A 23,158-nucleotide genomic window follows, 5' to 3' on the forward strand; every position below is an offset into this window, starting at 1 on the left:
CTGCGTAAGTTATTTTGTGAGATAACCGCCTGTTGCATCTAAATCTGTACCTGTGATGCAGCTTGCATCATCAGAGCTGAGAAACATAACGTTTCTCGCAATCTCCTCAGGCATAACAATTCGCTTAATCGGATAGTCTTGTGAAACAGTTTCAAAGTCAGTATTCCATGCAGCTAGAGCACGTCGTAGCATGGGGGTATCGACTGCACCTGGAGCAATTGAATTGATGCGAATGTTTTGATCTGCATATTCTAGCGCTGCCACTTTCGTGAGTGAGAGTACAGCGTGTTTACTGGCACTGTAAGGGGCGATTGTGGCAAAGCCGACATGGCTAGAAACAGATGCATTATTGACAATCACTCCACCCCCCTGACGCAACATGTATGGAATTTCATACTTCATAGACAGGAAAACGCCTGTGGCATTAGTCATCATCACGTCCATCCAATCAGCTAGGGGGCGATCGGCAATGGTGCTGGGAGAACTTTCAATTCCAGCATTGTTGAAGGCGATATCAATCTTTCCGTATTGCTCCACACAGGTATCAACAAAAGATTTCACATCCTCTTCAACCCGCACGTCAGCTCGTTGATAAGTGGCATTGCCGCCGCCATCCCGGATACTTTGAGCCACCTGCTCTCCTAAGGTTTCGCGCCGACCACAAAAGTGAACGGTAGCACCTTCAGCAGCAAAGGCGCGAGCGGTGGCTTCTCCAATTCCAGATGTGGCTCCTGTAATCAGGACGACTTTACCCGCAAAGCGACCATTAGGATTCACACTTGCCTGCGGCTCTGGCGGATTTTGGGTGTTGGCTTGAGCGGTTTGAGGGGCGATCGCCGCTGCAAATCCAGCTGCCCCAATTGCTCCCGTAGTCAGGATTCGGCGACGACTAATATCTGACATCATGCTTCTACCTATCTTGCTCAAAAATCGGTAATCAGCAGGATACAGGCAATGTTCTCAAACAGTCTAGGAAATTCTTGCTATTTTGTTGCTAGGGCGATCGCCGCTTTAAAGTTGCGCTTTAAATTCATGAAGATTTTAGTAGTAGAAGATGACAAACTCACAGCCGAAGCACTAGTCGCAACACTTGCCAACCAAAACTATACGGTCGAAACAGTCGCAACAAGTGAAGCAGCCTGGGATTTAACAGAAGCCTTTGCCTATGACCTGATTTTGCTAGACGTGACGCTGCCTAAACAAGATGGGATTAGCCTATGTCAACAGTTGCGATCGCACGGACATCAAATGCCTATTCTCCTGCTAACGGCTCGAAATAGTAGCCAAGACAAGGCGATCGGCTTAGATGCAGGCGCAGACGATTACGTCGTAAAACCCTTTGACCCAGAAGAATTAGCCGCCCGAATTCGAGCCTTGCTACGTCGCAACCAGGGAATCGCCCAATCAGTGTTGGAGTGGGGAGACTTGCAGCTTGACCCCAAAAGTTGTGAGGTAACATATCGTGACAAACCAGTATCGCTCACAGCTAAAGAATACGCACTGCTAGAGCTATTTTTGCGAAACAGCCGCCGTGTATTTAGCTGTGGGGCAATTTTGGAAAATCTCTGGTCATTTGGAGAAATTCCCAGTGACGAAGCCGTTAGGACTCACATTAAAGGACTGCGACAAAAGTTAAAAGCAAAAGGTGCCCCGCCCGATTTGATCGAAACAGTTTATGGCATCGGCTATCGCCTGAAACTTGGAAAACAGCAAGTCGAAAAAAGCCACCCAGACTCAAAAGAGCAGCGGGACACAGAAACACTCCATTCTTCTATCCAAAATTCACTCGCTCAAATTAGTCAGCCGACTCAACAGCAAACTCTGGCACTGGTCAGCAAAGTCTGGTATCGGTTTAAGGAGCGGGTGGGTGAGCAGGTTGGGGTATTAGAAACAGCCATTTCCGCGCTACAGCAGCAGCAATTGAACTCAGAATTATGGCAACAAGCCAAGCAGGAAGCTCATACGTTAGCAGGTTCTTTAGGCACATTTGGCTTATCCGAGGGGTCGCAACTAGCCCGATGGATTGAACAAACGCTCAAAACCGAATCGCCCTTGAGCCAGGATGAAGTCACCTATCTGCAAGAGTGGGTCAGCTTGCTGCGGCAGGAGGTTGAACGTTCCACAACTGAAGATACAACCCAAACCCCAATCGAAGACGAGCATCCATTGCTGTTGATTGTAGATCGCGATCGCCCCTTAGCCAACCAACTCATTGCTGAAGCGCCAGCCTGGGGATTTCGGGCCGAAGTTGCAGCGAACTTGACCCGTGCTAGAGATAAGATTCATCTACAACCGCCCGATATCGTGCTCCTAGATCCAGCCATTTCTCCAACGATGGCAGAAAGCCTCACTTTGTTGGCTGATTTAAATAAACAGGTTCCTCCTATTCCGGCGATCATTTTCACCGAACATAATGAGTTAACGGAGCGCCTGGAGGTAGCACGATTGGGAGGACGCACCTTTTTGCAAAAATCGCTGCCGCTTTCACAAGTGCTGGAGTCGATCAACCAGGTTCTACATCAAGCAGATCAAGCAAAAGCGGGCGTGATGGTGGTTGATGATGATCCAAAGCTGTTGGCAATTGTGCGATCGCTGCTAGAACCCTGGGGACTCAACATTACAACCCTTGCCGATCCACGCCAGTTTTGGGAAACCTTGGAAGCCACCTCCCCTCGCCTGCTGATTCTAGATATTGAAATGCCGCAAATTAACGGCATTGACCTCTGCCAAATCGTCCGAAATGACTCCCGCTGGAGCAGCTTACCGATTCTGTTTCTCACCGCGCATACCGATGCTGACACTGTAAACCAAGTTTTTTCGGTCGGTGCTGATGACTTTGTCAGTAAACCGATTGTCGGACCAGAACTCGTCACGCGCATCATCAATCGTCTAGAACGAATTCGGTTCTTGCAAAACTTAGCTGAAACTGACCCACTCACTCAGGTTTCAACTCGGCAAAAGGCAGCTCAAGAGTTGGATAAGTTGCTCCGGTTGGCAAAACGGCATAATCAACCCCTATGCCTATTTGTTCTAGGTTTAGAGCAATTTGAGCAGGCTGGCGATCGCCCCCATCACTCTCTGACAAGTCACTCTCCGGCAAATGAAATACTACGCCAAACCGGAGAACTGTTGCGCCGCTCATTTGAGCCAGAAGATGTAGTGGCTCGTTGGAGTGAGAAAGAGTTCGTGATTGGTGTGTATGGCATAGACAAGCAAGACGGTACACAGCGGTTAAAGAATCTGCTAAACGCGTTGCGGCAAGAGTCTTTTGCAGATTCTGGTATGCCTAACTCTAATACACCTAACTCTAATACGCCTAAACGGGCAGCCCAATCGCTCGATACTTCTCGGCTGACATTTAGTGCAGGAGTAGCTCAATATCCCGAAAATGGAGACAGTTTAAACACACTGTATCAAGCTGCAAATTCAGCACTTCTATGAGCAAAGACGACTGGTAATGGTCACATCACCGGAGTGTAGCTTAGACTACACCAATGGCTATAATTTAGCCTTCTTTCAAGAGGTATTATGCAGGATTTAATGCAAGTTTTTACTGCTGAGAGATTTATTCCCCACGGGCATTGTTATCTTTGGAAGCCAGAGTTGGTTTGGCTTCATGTCGTATCAGATACTTTGATTGCGCTCGCCTACTATTCAATTCCTCTAGCCCTAATTTACTTTGTAGGCAAACGAAAAGACTTACCCTTTAATTGGATATTTTTGCTCTTTAGTAGCTTCATTGTTGCCTGTGGTACGACCCATTTAATGGAGGTATGGACACTCTGGCATCCAACCTACTGGTTATCAGGGACGCTCAAAGCAATCACAGCCGCAGTCTCGCTCTACACCGCAATTTGCCTCATCTTTTTACTTCCTAAAGCACTGGTTTTTCCGAGTTTGGCAGCCATCAATCAAGACCTTGAACGGGAAATGGGCGATCGCCAACAGGTAGAAGAAGCCCTAAAAGTGAGTGAACAGCGGTTGCGGCTAGCCTTAGAAGCAGTTCAAATGGGCACCTGGGACTGGAACTTGTTAACTCACCAACTGATCTGGTCTGAAGAACATGAACGTTTGCTAGGTCTAGCTTCCGGTACGTTTGATGGAACTTATGAAACCTTTGTTGCCTGTCTCCATCCAGAAGACCGTGAGAGTTTAACAGAAGCAGTCGATCTGGCCCGTCAAGAACAAACTGACTATAACCAAACTTATCGAGTTATCTGGCCCGATGGCAGTACTCACTGGATTGAGGGTAGAGGCAAATTCTTTTATAGTGAGACAGGTGAACCTGTGCGAATGATAGGTACTGCTAGGGATGTTAGCCCTCGCAAACAAGCTGAAGTAGCCTTGCAAACTGAAAAAAATAATTTAGAACTGAGAGTCGCAGAACGCACCGCAGAACTGCTCCAGGTCAACAGGCGATTGCAATCCGAACTGGAGGAACGGAAGCGTATTCAAGAGGCTCTGGAGGTTTCTCAGGCTCGGTTTGCTGGAATTTTGGATATTGCAGAAGATGCCATCATTTCCATCGATCGCAACCAGCATATTACTTTATTTAACCAGGGAGCAGAAAGAATCTTTGGCTATTCCGCAGCGGAGGTAATCGGGCAACCGCTCGACATCCTATTACCCTTAGGCACTGCTCAAATACATCGACACCATGTAGCTGACTTTGGGCACTCTGAAGTGCAATCTCGCCGCATGGGAGAACGGCGCGAAATTTTTGGTCGCCATAAAGACGGTAGCGAATTTCCCGCAGAAGCCTCTATCTCCAAGCTGAACTTAGACAGAGAAGTATCCTATACCGTGTTTCTGCAAGATGTCACCGATCGCAAACTAATCGATCGGATGAAAAATGAGTTTGTTTCTGTGGTGAGTCATGAACTCCGCACTCCTCTAACCTCCATTCATGGTTCGCTAGGAATGCTTGCCAGTGGGTTACTCAAGGCAGACTCACAGCAGGGCAAACGAATGTTGCACATTGCAGTAGACAGCACCGATCGCCTGGTGCGCTTGATCAATGACATTCTCGACATTGAGCGCATTGAATCTGGACAAGTGCAAATGGAGAAACAATGCTGCAATGTTGATGACCTCATTACAGAAGCCGTGAATGTGGTACAAGCCCTGGCTGATAAAGGTGAAGTAACGTTGTCTGTTGCCAGCCTATCGATCTCACTTTGGGCTGACCCCGACCGGATTGTACAAACCCTCACCAATTTACTCAGCAATGCAATTAAATTTTCTCTAACTGGAAATACAGTTTGGTTAACCGTTCAACAGCAGCAAGAACTAGTTTTGTTTACCGTCAAAGATCAGGGGCGCGGCATTCCTTTAGATAAACTGGAGAGCATCTTTGAGCGCTTTCAGCAGGTAGACTCCTCCGACTCGCGCAATCATGAAGGCACCGGCTTGGGGCTAGCGATCTGTCGCAGTATTGTGCAACAGCACGACGGTCAAATCTGGGTTGAAAGTGTTTTGGGTGAGGGCAGTACTTTCTATTTCACCCTTCCAATTCACCCCTCCGATTCACCCTTATGAATAGCAGACCTGAATCAGTGACTCAGAGGAAACGATGACAGCAAAACGGATTTTGGTGGTGGATAACGAGCAGTATATTCAGGAGGTAGCGCAGGTATGCCTGGAAACTGTAGCGGGTTGGGAAGTGTTAATTGCCAGCTCTGGGCAGGAATGCTTGCATCAAGCCGAAACGGAGCAACCGGATGCCATTCTGCTGGATGTGATGATGCCTGATATGGATGGCATCGCAACCTTTCAAAAACTTCAGGAAAATCCAGCCACAAAAGCAATTCCCGTAATTTTATTGACGGCAAAGATTCAATCTTCTGACCGTCGCCGCTATATACAAATGGGGCTGACTGCGGCGATCGCCAAACCCTTTAACCCGCTCGAACTGGCTGGTCAAGTTGCTACTGCGTTGGGTTGGACATTAGAACGCTGATAGCATGGACGTGTGGGGGAGATTGATAGAAGCCATAAATTAGGACAAAAAGATGGGTGATATCGTCATCGGACTGGATTTAGGGACAGGGGGTGTACGGGCGATCGCCGTCGATCTGCAGGGGAGGTTAGTCGCGCAGGCAGTAGGCAGCTATCCATTGCTTACCCCAAAACCAGGTTGGACAGAGCAACATCCATCCGACTGGGTAACGGTCAGCCTAACTGCCTTGTCCACTCTGGCTCAACAGTTAGAAAGTCATCGAATCATTGCCCTGGGGCTATCCGGTCAAATGCACGGCATGGTTCCTCTCGATGCAGCAGGAAATGTGATTCGTCCGGCAATTTTATGGAATGACCAGCGTACCGGCAAGGCAGTAGAAGAGATTGAACATATCATTCCCCGACAGGAATTAATTCAACGGACTGGCAATCCTGCCATTACTGGGTTTCAGCTTCCTAAGTTAGTGTGGCTGCGGACAGAAGAGCCACAAGCCTATGCTCAGGTACAACAGATTTTGCTGCCTAAAGATTATCTGGGCTATGTACTAACTGGAGAATCGGTGACGGAGCCATCTGATGCATCCGGTATCGGCTGTTTAAACCTGGCAAAACGCCAGTGGGATACTGATTTACTCGATGCACTACAGATTTCACCGGACTTGTTTCCTCAGGTCATTGCGTCTACAGCGATCGCAGGTCGCTTAAAACCTGATATTGCCAGTCAAATAGGACTTCCCGCTGGCTTACCCGTAATTGCAGGTGGGGGCGACAATCCCACTGCTGCGATCGGGCTGGGTATCTCATCCAACAACTTGAACCGGGGAGGGTTGAGTATTGGCACGTCAGGGGTAATTTTTGTTCCGTGTGATCGCCCCACTCCAGACCCAGAGGGACGTGTGCATCTGTTTTGTCATGCGGATGGTGGCTATCATTTATTGGGAGTCACTTTAGCGGCTGGAGGTGCGCTGCGCTGGTATCGTGACACATTTGCTCCCAAAGTAGACTTCAAAGAGTTGATGGTGTTAGCGGAGCAGTCTCCACCGGGGGCAAATGGCGTTTTGTTTTTGCCACACCTATCTGGAGAACGCAGTCCCTACCTCGACCCAGATGCCCGTGGGGCCTGGGCAAACCTATCTCTCGCCCATACACAGGCAGATTTAGTAAGGGCAGTGTTAGAAGGTGTAGCGTTGGGCTTGCGCGAGGCATTGGAAATCGTGAATGCGATCACATCAGTGCATCAACTTACGGTTACTGGAGGTGGAGGGCGATCGCCAGTATGGGTCAAAATTCTGGCTGATGTTCTCAGTACAGAACTGGTCATGCCCCAAACCGAAGAAGGAGCCGCCTATGGAGCCGCACTACTAGCAATGGTAGGGGTTGGAGCCTATGCCGATTTAGAAAGTGTGTTTAAACTGATTCCTGATAGCAGCGCAAGAATTCAGCCTCAACAAAATTCTGTTTACGAAGTGGCGCTTGAGCGTCATCGAGCTTTGTATCAAGCCCTCAAAGCAGTTCGCTAAGGATCGTGGACTTAATAATTCCGAATTCTTGTGTAGGATGCTTTAGTGTAGCGTAACGCATCCTACAAATTCTACTGCTGCATTGTGAATGCAAGTTGCTTTAACCCTGATACCCCACCGTTGCAGAGGGCGATCGCACCCGCAAATTTTGACTGCTATCCAAAACCGCGATCGCTATAGACTAAAAGCAGTCTTGATCACAAAATCTCTGTATGTCCTCTTTGGAAGAACTCCAACAGCAGCTTGAGCAGTTTCGAGCGGCGAGCCAAAACCTTCAGCTTGAGCCGTTATTGACGCGGGCAGCTTTGCAGCGGTTAGGCGTGGAGTATCAGACCGAGCTGATTGATGAATTAGAGCAGGCGATCGACGACTCGATCGGACTGGATGAAAAGCTGATTTTTACCGGACATACCGGATGCGGCAAATCGACGCTGCTGGCAGAACTCAGGTTTCGACTGATCGAGACGGGACGCTATTTTGTGGTGATGTTTTCGATCGCAGACACGATCGAGCGATCGGCAGTCGATCACGTCAACATTTTATTTTCGATGGCGGTGCAGATGCTAGAAGCCGCCGAACAGCAGCAGGTCAAGCTTCAGCCCGGAATTCAGAAAGCGCTGTATCAGTGGTTGGGCAAGCACACCAAAACGGAATCGCAAGCGGTAGAAGCCGAGATCGAAGCCAATGCACAGGCAGCCGTGAAAGCTGGAATTCCCCTGCTGCTGGAGTTTCTGGCGGCGATTAAGTCGAAGCTGAAGGTTAATTCTGTAGTACGAGACGAGATTTCAGTCGAATTCGCCCGCAAAATTTCTGATTTGATTGCTCAAATTAACGTTATTCAAAGCTATATCATGAATGCGACTGGGCAGCAGGTTGTTGTGATCATTGATGACTTAGATAAGCTGGATTTAAGCATCACAGAATCAATCTTTAGCAAAAATATTCAGCCCCTACTTGATCCAGAATTTCGGATTGTTTACACAATTCCGATCGCCACCCTGCGTGAAGTGTCTTTGCGAAGAGGAATTGAACAGCGAGTTAAGCAAATTTATTCGATGCGAGTGGCGAAGTTCTTTAGCAAAGCAACGGTGAGATCGTCCGATCGCGTTCCAGATGCTGCCTGTGTAGAGCTGTTTGCCGAAGTGCTAGATAAGCGACTGCCGCCAGAGCTGATCGATTTAACGGTAAAGCAGCAAATGCTGCTGAAAAGCGGTGGAGTACTCCGCGAACTGATTCGGATTGTCGATCGCTGCTGTGATAAGTGCAAGACAGACATTCGCGGACAGATACGGCGATCGCAGTTCGACAAACCACCCGTGGTGATCAATCAGCAGGTGCTTGATCAGGTGATGACCGATTTGCAGATTGAATATGCAGAGCCACTGGGTCGCAACGACTATAAACTGCTGAAGTTTATCTATGATGAATTTGAACCGGAAGATGCCGAAAATCAGCGGTTTTTGGATTTGCTGCACGGGCTGTATATGCTGGAGTATCGCAATGCCGCCCAGTGGTATGACCTTTCGCCGATCGTGATTGACTTGATGCGGCAGCGAGGAGATCTATGACATCGCCATTCAGTCCTTCTCGGACGAATGAGGAAACCTATGAAGAGCTAATCTCGCTGATTGAAAACAGTCAGGGGCGACTGGCTCCCATCATCGTGGCATGTGATGACTGGGCGCTGCGGCAGCGAGTGATCGATCGCTACGAGGCAGAAGCGCGACAGGCAAACATCCTTCCCTATCGTGTCGAGCTGGGACGTGAACCCAGTGTGCGGGCAGCGCTGGCAAACCTGAAGGAAACGAACGCAGCGCTTCAACAGGGCAGACCCGCCGTGTTTACAATCACAGGAGCAGACACCCTGCTGCGAGTAACGCTGAAACCCGAAGACGAACAAAGCGAACTCGATAAGTTTTTTGGCTATTTGCAGTGGACTCGCGAGGGACTGCGCGAGTTTCGCTATCCGATCGTGCTGTGGGTTTCCCATCGCATCCTCAAAGAAATCAGCCGCCGCGCTCCAGACTTTTGGAGCTGGCGCAAAGCAGTCTTACGATTTAGAGCCGAAACAAAAGCCACTGTGAATGAAGGCATAACAGTGGATAGCGGTACATTCAATGCAGATCAACTTGCGGTAGGGAAAGGGCGATCGCCTCTTGCGATACAACACAATGAGCCGCGTAATGACTTTCTGCCACCGCTAGAAGAACTGCAAGCAGAAATTCAGCGGCTAGAATCAACCGCACCAGACTCACCCAACCTGGCAACCCTATATGACCAACTAGGGCGAGTCTATGCCGATCGCGTCACGACTGGAAAAGCAGCAGACTTAGATCAAGAACGACAAGCGGCGATCGCATCCTTTCAAACTGCAATCAACCGATATCAACAACTTGATCGAAAATCTGCTCAGGCTGCTGCTTTGAATCAACTGGGAAACTTTCTGTATTCTCAATCCAGATTTAGAGACGCGATCGACTTTCATCAGCAGCACTTGAGCATTGCTCGCGAGATTGGTGATCGACGAGGGGAAGCCAATGCTTTGAGCAATCTCGGTATTGCCTACTTCTCGTTAGGGCAGTACCAGCAGACGATCGACTTTTATCGGCAGTCGTTAGCGATCGATCGCGAAATTGGTGATCAACAAGGGGAAGTTATTGCTTTGAGCAATCTCGGTATTGCCTACTTCTCGTTAGGGCAGTACCAGCGGGCGATCGACTTCTATCAGCAGTCATTAACGATCGAACGCGGGATTGGTAATCGACGAGGGGAAGCCTATGCTCTGGGCAATCTCGGTCTTGCCTATAACTCATTAGGGCAGTACCCGCAGGCGATCGACTTCCATCAGCGGCACTTGAACATCGCTCGCGAGATTGGCGATCGACAAGGGGAAGCCTATGCTTTGGGCAATCTCGGTCTTGCCTACTTCTCGTTAGGACAGTATCAAGAAGCATTGGAGAAGATCCAACAAGCAAAGCAACTGTTTTTTGAGATTGAGCTTGATTACAAAGTTGAGCAGTGTGATCAGTTCATCAATAAAATTAGGCAAAGCATGGCAGTAAAACCGCACCCTCAAGAATGAGTATCGCTGTGGGTTTACTTTTTAATGGGGCTTGGCGATCGCTCTGCTAATTGCGTGGCTGCTTTAGTGTTTGCGACTGCATAACGAATGGATCAGGTGACATTGGCAATGTGAGTCGATGCAATGGTAATATTGGCGGATACAGTAGGATGCGATCGCCCTACAGCGTTAATGAAGGCGATCGCTTTGCTGCTGTCAGCCAATGCATTGGCAATGGATTAAGATTTTTGTGTAATGCGATCGCCCGTATCTAATTGTTGCTCAACCACAGAATTTCCTCTTCTCCAAGCATTCTGTACACTAAATTTCGCTGAGAATGGCTTCAGCGGCAGCTTCATCAGTAATCAATCCGGTGATTAATTTACCGCGCAAAGCCGCTAAGATCGCGTCTGCTTTTTTAGCGCCATTCGCTAAACCAATCGTTAGCCGCTTTGCCGGTTGTTCCAGCGGAACGCCAGCCACTCGGTTGTTGGTTCCCTGTTTCAGCAAAATGCCGTGCTGGTCGTATGCCCACCCGGCAATTTCACCCGTAGCACCCAGTTCAATCAGTTCGGTGAGTTCGTTGTCATTAATGAACCCATCATTATGCAGCGGGCCATTCCAGGCAATTTGACCAATACCAACATAGGTTGCTTTTGCCTGCTCTACCAATGTTTTGACCGCAATAAACGATCGCTGCGTTTGCAGTAGATCTCGTTCTTCAACACTGGTAGCCACGACCGGAGTTGGAACTGGGTAAACCTGAGAACCGACACGATCGGCTAAGTGAATCACGACTTCATAGCGTCCCGCTCGCCCATACTGAGACATATTACCAATAATAGAGACAATTTTGTGTTGGGGCTGGTACATGGACGAGATTTGATCAACCATTGCCCGCAACGTCCGACCTGACGAAAAGGCAATCACCGTCGGCGTTTTGTTGACCAGATAGGACTCTAAATGAGTGGCAGCACACACTCCAATTCCCGTCAGGTTATCCTGATTGGCTGCATCAGTGGGTACGACTTCACACAGCGCCAACCCAAACTTGTCGCGCAGAGACTCCGCTAGCGCAATGCACTCACTCAAGGGATGATCGAGCCGAAACTTAATCAGCTTCTCACTCACAGCGAGGGCAACCAATCGCTGTGCGGCTTGACGCGACACATTGAGTTTTGTCGCAATCTCTTCTTGAGTGTTTCCGGCAATGTAGTAGAGCCAGGCCGCATGAGCTGCCAAGTCGAGTTTGCGATCGCGCCGTTCTGTCCAGGGTTCTCTCATATGCCGTTGATCAAAAGGAGGTCCAAGGAGACAATCACTTTCACAGTCAAAATATTGTCTATGCCCAAAATTATGACGTTTCTAAAGCAATTCAGAGGAAACATCTACTGAATGAGAGATTTACATCCTGGGCATATCAACAAGTGTGAAGCTTTTGCTCAAGGGGCGATCGCCTATATTCCTCCTGTCACCTCCAAGTTGAATCCTGTAATATAGCTCGACTCATCGCTCATCAAAAAAGCGACCCCATTGGCGACTTCCTCCAAATGCCCCAAACGTCGCAATGGAACAGAGTTAATCATCTGCTGCTCAACTACTTTGGGGTCGGCATCAAAGTACTGAGATCCTACCGCTGCCTGTAGTTCGGTCTGTCGCGTCCACATTGCACCAGGGCCAATCAGAGCAGGGGCAAGCGAATTTACCCGAATCCCGTAAGGAGCCAAATCCCTTGCAGCCGTTTGCGTCATCCCCACGACTGCAAATTTAGAAGTGCCATAGGCCAACATATTAGGGGGACCAGAAACCCCTGCATGACTCGCCATGTTGACGATCGCTCCCCCACCTGATTGGCGCATCTGTCGTGCTGCCGCCTTCAGCACATGAAAGACCCCAAGAACGTTAATCTCTATCACCTTTTGGAAGTCATCTTCGGGATATTCATCTGTTGTGGCGAATACTCCCTGATACCCTGCATTGTTGAACACATAATCAACTTGGCGATCGCTCTGTTTCAATTGCGCTGCCGCTTTGGTAAAGGCTTGGGTCACATCGCTGGAACTCGTTACATCACAGCGCAGCGTGACAACGGGAACATCAAAGCTTATTAATTCCTGTGCCACATCTTCCAGCTTTGCCTCGTTCAAATCGGCCAGCACTACACCTGCCCCATTTGCTGCAAAGCGATGGGCCGTTGCCCGCCCAATATCTCCAGCACCACCTGTGATCAGAATGGCTTTACCTGAAAAGTTATAGGTTGCTTGAGTCGTCATCTTTTAATTCCTTGTGAATAAATATTGCAAATGTTGCTTTCTTTCTCAGTAATCTTCGAGAGACGGATATGATTTCAATTATTGAGCAAATGCTCAGCATTGGAGCATAATATCAACTTCTGTAACAGAGAAAGCCCCTCCACGTTCAACTCAATGCTGCCAATTTAGATTCGGTTGTGCGGACGTTTCATGCACAGTTTGTCGTGATTAGATTTTTAATAAAAAAAGGAGTCGTGCGATGCGTCAATTTCGCTTCGCTAAGATGATTGCGGCATTCCTGATAGGAATTCTGCTAGTCCAAATCCATGCCTGTTCGCCCAGTTCACAGGATTCCGAAGGAGCATCGGGTTCGCAGGCAAATGAGAATACAACTTTGACGATCGCCACAGTCAACAACAGCGACATGGTGGTCATGCAAGATCTTTCAAAACAGTTTGAGGAAGAGAACCCTAACATCAGCTTGAAATGGGTTGTGTTAGAGGAAAACGTGCTGCGTCAGCGTGTCACCAACGACATTGCCAATCGAGGCGGTCAGTTTGACGTACTCACTATTGGCACTTATGAAACACCCATTTGGGCAGAGCAGGGCTGGCTGCTTCCGTTTGAGAATTTGCCCGCAGAGTATGACGTAGAAGACATTCTGCCCCCTGTACGCGATGCACTTTCCTATGAAGACAAGCTCTATGCGCTGCCTTTTTATGCGGAAAGTTCAATGCTTTACTACCGCAAAGACTTGTTTGACGCAGCAGGTATCACGGTGCCCGACCAACCAACTTACGAGCAGGTGAGAGAATGGGCAGCAGCGGTACATGATCCTGATAATGGCGTGTACGGCATTTGTTTGCGCGGTAAGCCAGGTTGGGGTGAGAATACGGCGTTATTCACCACAATGGTGAATACCTTTGGCGGCAAATGGTTTGATACGAACTGGCAGCCTACTTTGGATAGCCCTCAGTGGAGAGAAGCGTTAACGTACTACGTTGATATTCTTAACCAGTATGGACCGCCGGGAGTCAGTTCTAATGGGTTTAATGAAAACTTGGCTCTGTTCTCGACCGGCAATTGTGGGATGTGGATCGATGCAACCGTTGCTGCGGGTAAACTTGCCGATCCAGATGAATCTCAGGTAGCTGATACTGTTGCTTTTGCTCGTGCGCCTGTCGCAAGCTATCCCAACGGTTCTAACTGGTTGTGGGCATGGTCGCTGGCGGTTTCCGCTTCGACCCGATCGCCTGAAGCGGCACAAACCTTTATCCAATGGGCAACCTCTAAACCTTATGTGCAACTAGTGGCTCAAGAGCGGGGCTGGGTTGCTGCACCTCCCGGAACTCGACGCTCAACTTATGAGCAGGCAGAGTATAAAGAAGCGGCTCCGTTTGCTGATATTGTGTTGACCTCGATCGAGTCTGCTGACCCTAGCAAACCAACCGCCGACCCGGTGCCTTACAAAGGAGTGCAGTTTGTTGCGATTCCTGAATTCCAGGCGCTCGGAACCCAGGTCGGACAGACCCTTGCAGCAGCACTAACGGGGCAAGTTTCAGTGGATCAAGCGTTGCAGCAAGCTCAAGCTAATGCAGTAGAAACGATGAAACGAGCAGGTTACATATCGTAGCTTAGTTCTCGTTATCGTGTAGGGTGCGTTAGCGTTCAGCGTAACGCACCTCGATTAGCTCAAATCACGCCTGATGTAAGGCGATCGCAACAGGTACGTGCCTTCTAATTACAACGGTGCGTTACGGCGTTGCCTAACGCACCGTACGGGATTCCCACATTAACTCTTAAAAGCTATGTCCTCTACACTGGCGGTTAAGCCTCACAATACAAAGACCTCTAAACGGCAGGTGGCAACACTGCCGCTGGTTGCGCCTTCTGTCTTGGTTTTGCTGATCTGGATGATTGTGCCGCTGTTGATGACGCTGTGGTTTTCACTTCAGCGGTACAACCTACTTAACCCAGCAAATACTGGTTTCGCAGGGCTAAACAACTATATTTCGTTGCTTTCCACTTCGTCACTGTGGATCTCGATCTTCAATACGCTGGTACTGGTGGGTTCTGTCCTGGTCATTACGATCGCCCTGGGAACCCTTTTAGCCGTTCTATTTAACGAAGAATTCTGGGGACGCAGCATTGCCCGATTGTTGGCGATCGCCCCTTTCTTTGTGATGCCGACCGTAAGTGCCTTGATCTGGAAAAATATGCTGATGCATCCGGTCAACGGACTGTTCGCCTTTGTGACGCGAGCGCTAGGCTTGGGGTCGATTGACTGGTTTGCTCAATATCCCATGCTGTCGGTGATTTTGATCGTGTCGTGGGAATGGTTGCCGTTTGCCCTGTTGATTTTACTCACGGCGATTCAATCTCTGGATCATGAACAGGTAGAAGCCGCTCGTATGGATGGGGCGAAGTCAACAGCAATTTTTCGGTTTATCACATTGCCCCATTTGGGACGGGCGATCGCAGTTTTGGCAATGATTGAGATGATATTCTTTCTCACCATTTTTGCCGAGATTTTCGTCACTACCTCCGGTGGTCCCGGACTAGCAACAACAAACCTCGCCTATTTCATCTACCTCAGAGCCTTATTTGAATTTGATGTCGGTGGCGCGTCAGCCGCAGGTTTAATTGCCGTCATCCTGGCAAACATTGTGGCGATCTTCTTAATGCGTCTTGTTGCTCGTAATCTGGACGTTTAGTGAGGGAACTCAACTCATGTCATCCGCATCCTCAAAACGCTATCGTTACCTATTTGTAACTGTTCTGGGCTGGCTAGCCGCCGCACTTTTGTTCTTTCCGATTTTCTGGATGGTTCTCACCAGCTTCAAAACTGAAGTTGAAGCGATCGCTCTTCCTCCCAAACTCTTTTTTCGACCGACCTTTGAGAATTACGTCACGATTCAGGAACGGGCAGATTATTTCTCATTTGCCATGAACAGTATTGTCATATCCGTTGGCTCTACGCTGTTGGCGCTTATCCTAGCGATTCCTGCTGCTTACGCAATGGCGTTCTTTCCCACGAAACGCACCAAAGGCACATTGCTGTGGATGCTCTCCACAAAAATGCTGCCGCCTGTGGGGGTATTGGTTCCGATCTACTTGTTATTTCGGGACTCCAATTTGCTTGACACACGAATTGGATTAACCATTATTTACACCTTGATCAACTTACCAATCGTGGTCTGGATGATTTACACCTTCTTTAAAGACGTTCCCAAAGATATTCTCGAAGCGGGACGGATGGATGGTGCATCCCCTAAGCAAGAAGTGTTTCATGTGTTGATGCCGCTGTCGTTACCGGGTATTGCCTCGACTGCACTACTTGCCATCATTCTGTCTTGGAATGAGGCTTTTTGGAGCTTGAATTTAACCACCACTAATGCTGCTCCATTAACCACTTTTATCGCGTCCTTCTCCAGTCCTCAGGGCTTGTTTTGGGCACAGTTGTCTGCTGCCTCTACGCTGGCGATCGCTCCCATCCTAATTTTTGGCTGGCTCAGCCAACGGCAGCTTGTTCGGGGTCTGACTTTTGGGGCTGTGAAATAGATTCTGGTTAAATGCATCAATAGGAGTCTTCTATGTCAACCGTTACGTTACGAGATATTCGCAAGCGGTATACCGACGCTGATGTAATCAAAGGAGTTGATCTCGATATCAACGATGGTGAGTTTGTGGTGTTTGTAGGTCCCTCTGGATGCGGCAAATCAACCCTGCTCCGCATGATTGCTGGATTAGAGGAAATTACGTCTGGTGACTTGCTGATTGATAGCGATCGCATGAATGATGTGCCGCCCGATAAGCGGGGATTGGCAATGGTGTTTCAAACCTATGCGCTGTATCCACACATGACCGTTGCTGAGAATATGGCATTTAGCCTGCGCTTGGCGGGTGTGCCCAAAGCAAGACGGCATGAACGGGCACAGGACGTTGCCCGGATTTTGCAGTTAGAACCCTTGCTCAATCGCAAGCCCAGAGCATTGTCTGGAGGACAGCGACAACGGGTGGCGATCGGTCGGGCACTGGTGCGAAATCCAAAGGTATTTTTGTTTGATGAACCCTTGTCAAACCTGGATGCGGCATTACGGGTACAGATGCGAATTGAGCTGGCTAGCCTGCACGATACCTTGAAATCGACCATGATCTACGTAACTCACGATCAGGTAGAAGCAATGACTCTGGCAGACAAAATTGTGGTGTTGCAGGGTGGCGTGATCGAGCAGGTAGGTTCACCCTTAGACCTGTATCACCATCCTCATAACTTGTTTGTAGCCGGGTTTATCGGTTCACCCCGCATGAACTTCTTGACGGTAACCGTCACAGACGTTAACAGTTCTGCAACAACGGTCAAACTGCCGGGTGGCGAAACGATTTCTATTCCCGTACAGCCCAGAAATCTAGCCGTGGGCGATCGCCCCACGCTTGGCATTCGTCCTGAACATTTGCGGTTTGATCGCACCAATGCCACCATTCACGGAGAAGTCAAAGTGGTTGAGCGGCTAGGAGGAGAAACTTTTGCATACGTCAACTTACCCGGTGGCGACACGATGGTCGTGAAAACAGATGGAGACACTCCGGTGCAACTCCACGATCAGGTGCCGATTTATCTGAATGGCGATCGCTGCCATTTATTTGACCCTCAGGGAATGACTATTCCTAGAGCCGAACTACGTCCTCTCACTGTTTGAATAAACTGCGTAAATAGAAAAACTGTGTAAGTAAACGATATGAATACTCATCGCACAGCAGTAACAAAGCTGAATGAGCAATCTCTCTCCCATTTACCCGATACCGTTCAAATTCCTAAATACGATCGCCATCAGGTCACAAATGGCATTGTTCACATTGGGGTCGGTGGATTCCATCGCGCTCATCAGGCGCTATATCTCGATAACTATCTACATCAAACGAGCGATCGCCACTGGGGAGTTTGTGGGATTGGCTTGCTGGAATATGACAAGAAAATGCGGGATGCGCTTCAGTCTCAGAACTGCTTGTACACATTGGTGGAGCGATCACCAGAGAGCGATCGCGCCCGCGTCATTGGTGCAATTACAAAATACCTGTTTGCTCCAGACGATCGGCAAGCCGTGATTAACGCAATGGTTGATCCAAAATGCCGAATTGTCTCACTCACCATTACCGAAGCAGGATATTACTACATTGAAGGCACGGGCGAACTGGATGTCAATCATCCCACCATTCAGCACGATGTACAGTATCCGAATGAGCCTATTGGGGTGTTTGGTTTTCTGACCGCTGCCCTCAGTCAACGTTTGCAAGCAGGATACAAGCCATTCACCGTATTGTCCTGTGATAACTTGCAGGGAAACGGCAAGATTGCTCGAAAAATGCTGATTGCCTTTGCCCAGTTGCAAGACCCAGAATTAGCTCATTGGATTGCTGAGAATGTCACCTTTCCAAACAACATGGTCGATCGCATTACACCTGCAACGACTCCTGCCGACGTTGAAATGGTGAGAACTCAGTTTGGCATTGAAGACGGGTTTCCAGTGGTTGCGGAGCCGTTTTTACAGTGGGTAATTGAAGATAATTTTTGTGCCGGAAGACCTGACTGGGAAAGCGTTGGCGTTCAAATGACCGACGATGTTCATCCCTACGAGATGATGAAAATTCGCCTGTTGAATGCCAGTCATCTGCTGATTGGTTGTCTCGGCACATTGGTCGGTTACACCTATGTGCATGACGTAATGGCTGATCCACTGATTCGGCAAGCAGTCGATCGCCTGATGAACGAGGTCACGCCTACCCTGCAGCCAGTTCCTGGCATCGACCTGGATGATTATAAGAAAACTTTGATTGAGCGGTTTGCCAACCCAAAAATTCGTGACCAACTACCGCGTTTGTGTCTCTACAGTTCCGCCAAGATTCCCAAGTTTCTCTTAGGTTCGGTGCGAGATGCATTGAACCAGAATGGAGCAGTTGAATACATGAGTTTGGCGATCGCCGCCTGGTTTCGCTATCTCAAAGGACAGGATGAGCAGGGCAACCCCATTCCCATTGACGATGCAATGGCAGATGTGTTGACCCAGCGGGCTAACACGGGTGGCTCTGATCCTCACTCTTTGTTTGAACTCACTGAAATTTTTGGAGACTTATCCCAGTCGTCTCACTTCGTCAAAACGGTTGCAAAACACTTACAAAATTTTGATCAGCTTGGAGTCAAAGAAACCCTCGCTCAACTCATGCAGCATTAACTGTAGTAGTACGTCTAACCTAAATTTGTAGGTTGGGTGAAGCAAAGCGAAACCCAACCTACGTCTGCCTGATAACTCTAAGTCTTCTGACAAAGATCGCTCAACCAAGCAACGCGATGTATCCCAATTTGCTGTAGGCTGTTTGACTATATATCTAGTCAGACTTGCTCTATAGTACTTGGGGCGAGTTGCCATTCTTGTTGTGCTGTGAAGGAGTGCCCCGATGAGTTACCGCATGGATCGCCGTGCCTACGCTGAAACCTATGGCCCGACCGTTGGCGATCGCATCCGTCTAGCGGATACCGAGTTAATCATTGAGGTGGAAGAAGATCGCACCACCTATGGTGATGAGGTCAAGTTTGGCGGCGGTAAAGTGATTCGGGATGGCATGGGGCAGTCCCCCATTTCCAATACAGATGGAGCGGTAGATGCGGTCATTACAAATGCGCTAATCCTGGATTGGTGGGGCATTGTCAAAGCAGACATCGGGATTAAAGACGGCAGGATTTTCAAAATTGGTAAAGCTGGAAATCCTTACATCCAAGACAATATCGATATCATCATTGGCCCTGGAACAGAGGCGATCGCCGGAGAAGGGTTAATTCTCACTGCGGGTGGAATCGATTCTCACATTCACATGATTTGTCCCCAGCAAGTTGAGGTGGCGATCGCTTCTGGCGTAACAACCTTGATCGGTGGCGGCACCGGACCCGCCGCAGGCAGCGCGGCCACAACTTGCACACCTGGACCCTGGAACATTTATCGAATGATGCAAGCTGCCGACGCGTTCCCGGTCAACATTGGACTGCTTGGCAAAGGCAACAGTTCTCAGCCCAAGGGATTAACCGAGCAAGTACTCGCTGGCACAATCGGCTTGAAGCTGCATGAAGACTGGGGAACCACTCCCGCGACAATCGACACCTGTCTCAGCGTTGCCGATGACTATGACATTCAGGTCGCAATTCACACCGATACTTTAAATGAGTCTGGATTTGTCGAAAATACCGTTGCTGCGTTCAAAAATCGCTGTATCCACACCTACCATACGGAAGGAGCAGGCGGTGGACATGCTCCAGATATCATTAAGGTTTGTGGTGAGTTAAATGTTTTGCCCTCTTCCACCAATCCGACCCGTCCTTATACCCTCAATACCTTAGAGGAACATCTGGACATGCTGATGGTTTGCCACCACCTCGATCGCGGCATTCCAGAAGATGTGGCGTTTGCTGAGTCACGGATTCGACGAGAAACGATCGCGGCTGAAGACATCTTGCACGACTTGGGTGCTTTCAGCATGATTTCTTCTGACTCGCAGGCGATGGGGCGGATCGGAGAAGTGGTGATCCGCACCTGGCAAACGGCTCACAAGATGAAAGTGCAGCGAGGTGCATTAGCTGAGGACTCCGATCGCAACGATAATTTCCGTGCCAAGCGCTACGTGGCGAAATACACGATCAATCCTGCGATTACTCATGGCATTGCTGAATATGTTGGCTCCGTTGAGGAAGGGAAAATCGCCGATTTGTGTCTGTGGCGACCGGCGTTCTTTGGGGTAAAACCAGAGATGGTGATCAAAGGAGGTTTGATTGCTTGGGCACAAATGGGCGATGCCAATGCCAGCATTCCTACGCCACAGCCTGTTCACATGCGACCAATGTTTGGTAGTTTTGGTGGGGCGATCGCCACTACCTCTTTCACCTTTATTTCTCAAGCGGGTTTAGACAACGATATTCCCAAACGCCTGAAGCTACAAAAAGCCACCCTTCCTGTTTCCGGGATTCGCAAACTTACCAAGCGCGATATGAAACTGAACGATGCGCTACCGCAGATGGAAGTCGATCCCGAAACTTACGAAGTTCGAGCTGATGGGGAGTTGCTCACCTGTGAACCCGCTACTGTTTTACCAATGGCTCAGCGATATTTTCTGTTTTAGGAAATTGTTTTAGAGTTCTGATACCCTACATCCTAAATATAGAGATTCTCAATTGCGTGGCATATAGCGGCGATACACCTCACTGCTGCTGTATGCCACATTTCGTATTCCGCTCAAGTAACCGCTCATAGAGCTTACACAGTATTTACTGCTATTCCAGAGACGGATTTAGGATTAGATTCTGAAGCATCTCTCACTTCTGTTGCTCTAGCTTAAGTGACTAGACTTCTGAACTGGCGCGAGAATTTAATTTCTTATTGGGAAGAAATCTCAATAATTAGGGGTACAATACTTCATGCTTATGACACGTCCCAGGTAAAAAGCTGGGGAATTAATGCATTTTTATTCCAAAAAAGCAAGGAGAAAACTGTGGGGAAACGGCTAAAAATTTGGACAGGAATTGGTACCTATGCCCTGGCTCATGCAGGGGCGATCGCCTTTACCATTGCAGATCCTGCCAATGCTGAAGTTTCAGAGGGTCTGAGCGAAACACCTGTGCTAATCAGCCAGAGCAATACTTGCGCCGCTGTAGCCGTTGAAGGGGGCGGTGAAGGCGGTGAAGAACCCGCACCAACTGAGCAAGTCCAAGGTGACGAGGGCGGTGAAGGTGGTGAAGGTGGCGAAGCTGCTGCACCCACTGGACAAGCCGAAGGCGGTGAAGGTGGCGAAGGTGGTGAAGCCGCTGCACCTACCGGACAATCCGAAGGCGGTGAGGGCGGTGAAGGTGGCGAAGCTGCTGTACCTACTGGACAAGCCGAAGGTGGTGAAGGTGGCGAAGCTGCTGCACCCACTGGACAAACCGAAGGTGGTGAAGGCGGTGAGGGTGGTGAAGGTGGCGAAGCTGCTGCACCCACTGGACAAACCGAAGGTGGTGAAGGCGGTGAAGGCGGTGAAGCCGCTGTGCCTACTGGACAATCCGAAGGCGGTGAGGGTGGCGAAGGCGGTGAAGGCGGCGAAGGCAGCAGCGCTACTGGTGCACCAACGGGTATAACAAGGATATTTTTACCGCCTGCAAGACAATTTCGCGATCGCCAAATCATTACAGATTTTGTTGACCAACTGATCATCCCCAACTACCAGCTTTTGACAGAGCGTTCGGGTAACTTAGCCACCGCAATTGATGCATTTGTCAGCAATCCTGATGAGACAACGCTAGAAGCTGCTCGTCAAGCATGGTTGGCGACCCGCGCCCCTTGGGAGCAAAGTGAAGCATTTGCCTTTGGCCCAGCCGCATCCCTGGGACTAGATGCAGAGTTGGATGACTGGCCGCTGAACGAGGCAGATGTGCAAGCTGTTCTCAATAGCTCAGATACACTCACGCCAGAATACGTTGACAGTTTGCAAACTAGTCAGAAGGGCTTCCATGCCATCGGATTTTTGCTATTTGGCACGGAAAGTGATAAGTCTTTGCAGGCATTTACTCCTCGCGAACTGGAGTATTTGGGGGCGATCGCTCCCGTTTTCGACCAGACCGCCAATGATCTGTTGAGCAGTTGGACAGAAGGCGTAGACGGATATCCTGCTTATCGTAGTGAGTTTGTCAACGCGGGTGAAAGCAGCAGCGCTTACCCCACCGTGCAGGCAGCTGGGGAAGAAATCGTTCAAGGCATCATGGGTATTTTGGACGAACTGGGTAACGTCAAAATTGGCGAAGCGCTAGAAGCCCAAAACCCCTTCCTGCTGGAGGGACGCTTTGCCCAAAGCTCTCTGCAAGATTTTCAGAATAATTTGCTCAGTGCCAAAAATGCTTACCTAGGAGAATTTCCCGCAGCGGGTACGGATGGTCGCAGCCTCAGCGATTTTGTTGTAGCAGTTGATCCTAGCCTGGATGCCCAAATTCGTCAGCAGATGGAAACCGCATCAACCGCATTAGCAGAAATTCCTGCACCAATCGAGCAAACCCTGTGCGATCGCAGCGCCCGACCACAAATTGAAGCCGCTCAAACCAGCGTCATCGAACTGTTTGAAACGTTTGAACAGCGTGTTTTACCTCTGGTGCAACAGTGATAAATAGAGAATAGGGTGTAAACATAAGTCCTTTCAGCCCCCTTAGATCCCCATTCTGAGGTACTTGGAGCCACTTTAAATCCTTTATGGACGCGGTTCAAAAGTCCTTCAGAATGCGGAGTTAGGGGCGAAATGAGAGGCTTGAGGTTAATCACAAGTAATGTGTTTACACGGTAAGAAATGAGAGGAGAGGAAAT

Annotated in this window: 17 protein-coding genes; 14 read left to right on the plus strand and 3 right to left on the minus strand. The window is 49.1% G+C overall.

What is annotated here, in order from left to right; genetic code table 11:
• Nucleotides 1–9: 9 nt before the first annotated feature.
• Complete coding sequence (locus H6F93_RS18920; RefSeq protein WP_242043524.1) at nt 10–906, minus strand: SDR family NAD(P)-dependent oxidoreductase; 897 nt, start codon at nt 904–906, stop codon at nt 10–12.
• 48 nt (nt 907–954) lie between these two features.
• Here H6F93_RS18920 and H6F93_RS18925 point away from each other — a divergent pair, with 48 nt between their 5' ends.
• From H6F93_RS18925 to H6F93_RS18955, 7 genes are all read left to right on the plus strand, one after another.
• Nucleotides 955–3,441, plus strand: coding sequence for a response regulator (locus tag H6F93_RS18925; RefSeq protein ID WP_242043525.1), 2,487 nt, complete (start codon nt 955–957; stop codon nt 3,439–3,441).
• Nucleotides 3,442–3,540: 99 nt separating this feature from the next.
• On the plus strand, nt 3,541–5,538 hold the full coding sequence (locus H6F93_RS18930; RefSeq protein ID WP_199313825.1) for a PAS domain-containing sensor histidine kinase: 1,998 nt from the start codon (nt 3,541–3,543) through the stop codon (nt 5,536–5,538).
• A gap of 34 nt (nt 5,539–5,572) precedes the next feature.
• On the plus strand, nt 5,573–5,959 hold the full coding sequence (locus H6F93_RS18935; protein ID WP_190683883.1) for a response regulator: 387 nt from the start codon (nt 5,573–5,575) through the stop codon (nt 5,957–5,959).
• Between the two features lie 52 nt (nt 5,960–6,011).
• A complete protein-coding gene (gene xylB / locus H6F93_RS18940) occupies nt 6,012–7,478 on the plus strand; it encodes a xylulokinase (RefSeq protein WP_190683886.1) in 1,467 nt (488 codons plus the stop codon).
• Between the two features lie 212 nt (nt 7,479–7,690).
• Complete coding sequence (locus tag H6F93_RS18945; protein WP_190683889.1) at nt 7,691–9,046, plus strand: P-loop NTPase fold protein; 1,356 nt, start codon at nt 7,691–7,693, stop codon at nt 9,044–9,046.
• Nucleotides 9,043–10,560 (plus strand): tetratricopeptide repeat protein, encoded by a 1,518-nt coding sequence (locus H6F93_RS18950; RefSeq protein ID WP_190683894.1) that lies wholly within the window; start codon nt 9,043–9,045, stop codon nt 10,558–10,560. The genes H6F93_RS18945 and H6F93_RS18950 overlap by 4 nt, the downstream gene beginning before the upstream one ends.
• Before the next feature lie 110 nt (nt 10,561–10,670).
• Nucleotides 10,671–10,814: a hypothetical protein gene (locus H6F93_RS18955; protein ID WP_190683897.1), complete on the plus strand. Its 144-nt coding sequence runs from the start codon at nt 10,671–10,673 to the stop codon at nt 10,812–10,814.
• A 46-nt stretch (nt 10,815–10,860) separates the two neighbouring features.
• Here H6F93_RS18955 and H6F93_RS18960 read toward each other — a convergent pair whose 3' ends face one another.
• Entirely contained in the window at nt 10,861–11,823 is a 963-nt protein-coding gene (locus tag H6F93_RS18960; protein WP_190683900.1) for a sugar-binding transcriptional regulator, read from the minus strand.
• A 173-nt stretch (nt 11,824–11,996) separates the two neighbouring features.
• Nucleotides 11,997–12,812 carry an SDR family NAD(P)-dependent oxidoreductase gene (locus H6F93_RS18965; RefSeq protein WP_190683903.1) on the minus strand — a complete coding sequence of 272 codons (816 nt, stop codon included), beginning with the start codon at nt 12,810–12,812 and terminating at the stop codon, nt 11,997–11,999.
• A gap of 238 nt (nt 12,813–13,050) precedes the next feature.
• Here H6F93_RS18965 and H6F93_RS18970 point away from each other — a divergent pair, with 238 nt between their 5' ends.
• From H6F93_RS18970 to H6F93_RS35330, 7 genes are all read left to right on the plus strand, one after another.
• Nucleotides 13,051–14,424 (plus strand): ABC transporter substrate-binding protein, encoded by a 1,374-nt coding sequence (locus H6F93_RS18970; RefSeq protein ID WP_190683906.1) that lies wholly within the window; start codon nt 13,051–13,053, stop codon nt 14,422–14,424.
• Nucleotides 14,425–14,599: 175 nt separating this feature from the next.
• Complete coding sequence (locus tag H6F93_RS18975; protein ID WP_190683909.1) at nt 14,600–15,505, plus strand: carbohydrate ABC transporter permease; 906 nt, start codon at nt 14,600–14,602, stop codon at nt 15,503–15,505.
• Nucleotides 15,506–15,521: 16 nt separating this feature from the next.
• Complete coding sequence (locus H6F93_RS18980; protein ID WP_190683912.1) at nt 15,522–16,352, plus strand: carbohydrate ABC transporter permease; 831 nt, start codon at nt 15,522–15,524, stop codon at nt 16,350–16,352.
• 32 nt (nt 16,353–16,384) lie between these two features.
• Entirely contained in the window at nt 16,385–17,491 is a 1,107-nt protein-coding gene (locus H6F93_RS18985) for an ABC transporter ATP-binding protein (RefSeq protein WP_190683915.1), read from the plus strand.
• A 39-nt stretch (nt 17,492–17,530) separates the two neighbouring features.
• Nucleotides 17,531–19,021 carry a mannitol dehydrogenase family protein gene (locus H6F93_RS18990; RefSeq protein WP_190683918.1) on the plus strand — a complete coding sequence of 497 codons (1,491 nt, stop codon included), beginning with the start codon at nt 17,531–17,533 and terminating at the stop codon, nt 19,019–19,021.
• Nucleotides 19,022–19,244: 223 nt separating this feature from the next.
• Nucleotides 19,245–20,954, plus strand: a complete 1,710-nt coding sequence (gene ureC / locus H6F93_RS18995) for an urease subunit alpha (protein WP_190683921.1) — start codon at nt 19,245–19,247, stop codon at nt 20,952–20,954.
• A gap of 369 nt (nt 20,955–21,323) precedes the next feature.
• Complete coding sequence (locus H6F93_RS35330; RefSeq protein WP_347277324.1) at nt 21,324–22,961, plus strand: imelysin family protein; 1,638 nt, start codon at nt 21,324–21,326, stop codon at nt 22,959–22,961.
• The last annotated feature ends 197 nt before the right edge of the window (nt 22,962–23,158 follow it).

The sequence above is a fragment of the Leptolyngbya sp. FACHB-671 genome (assembly GCF_014695745.1).
Lineage (GTDB): Bacteria > Cyanobacteriota > Cyanobacteriia > Elainellales > Elainellaceae > JAAUTN01.

Bases quoted from the DNA above. Each gene is read 5' to 3' on its own strand.
- H6F93_RS18985 (WP_190683915.1), top strand. From the start codon at position 16,385: ATGTCAACCGTTACGTTACGAGATATTCGCAAGCGGTATACCGACGCT.
- H6F93_RS18960 (WP_190683900.1), bottom strand. From the start codon at position 11,823: ATGAGAGAACCCTGGACAGAACGGCGCGATCGCAAACTCGACTTGGCA.
- H6F93_RS18980 (WP_190683912.1), top strand. From the start codon at position 15,522: ATGTCATCCGCATCCTCAAAACGCTATCGTTACCTATTTGTAACTGTT.
- H6F93_RS18920 (WP_242043524.1), bottom strand. From the start codon at position 906: ATGATGTCAGATATTAGTCGTCGCCGAATCCTGACTACGGGAGCAATT.
- H6F93_RS18925 (WP_242043525.1), top strand. From the start codon at position 955: ATGTTCTCAAACAGTCTAGGAAATTCTTGCTATTTTGTTGCTAGGGCG.
- H6F93_RS18970 (WP_190683906.1), top strand. From the start codon at position 13,051: ATGCGTCAATTTCGCTTCGCTAAGATGATTGCGGCATTCCTGATAGGA.
- ureC (WP_190683921.1), top strand. From the start codon at position 19,245: ATGAGTTACCGCATGGATCGCCGTGCCTACGCTGAAACCTATGGCCCG.
- H6F93_RS18950 (WP_190683894.1), top strand. From the start codon at position 9,043: ATGACATCGCCATTCAGTCCTTCTCGGACGAATGAGGAAACCTATGAA.
- H6F93_RS18975 (WP_190683909.1), top strand. From the start codon at position 14,600: ATGTCCTCTACACTGGCGGTTAAGCCTCACAATACAAAGACCTCTAAA.
- H6F93_RS18990 (WP_190683918.1), top strand. From the start codon at position 17,531: ATGAATACTCATCGCACAGCAGTAACAAAGCTGAATGAGCAATCTCTC.
- xylB (WP_190683886.1), top strand. From the start codon at position 6,012: ATGGGTGATATCGTCATCGGACTGGATTTAGGGACAGGGGGTGTACGG.
- H6F93_RS18930 (WP_199313825.1), top strand. From the start codon at position 3,541: ATGCAAGTTTTTACTGCTGAGAGATTTATTCCCCACGGGCATTGTTAT.
- H6F93_RS18945 (WP_190683889.1), top strand. From the start codon at position 7,691: ATGTCCTCTTTGGAAGAACTCCAACAGCAGCTTGAGCAGTTTCGAGCG.
- H6F93_RS18935 (WP_190683883.1), top strand. From the start codon at position 5,573: ATGACAGCAAAACGGATTTTGGTGGTGGATAACGAGCAGTATATTCAG.
- H6F93_RS18965 (WP_190683903.1), bottom strand. From the start codon at position 12,812: ATGACGACTCAAGCAACCTATAACTTTTCAGGTAAAGCCATTCTGATC.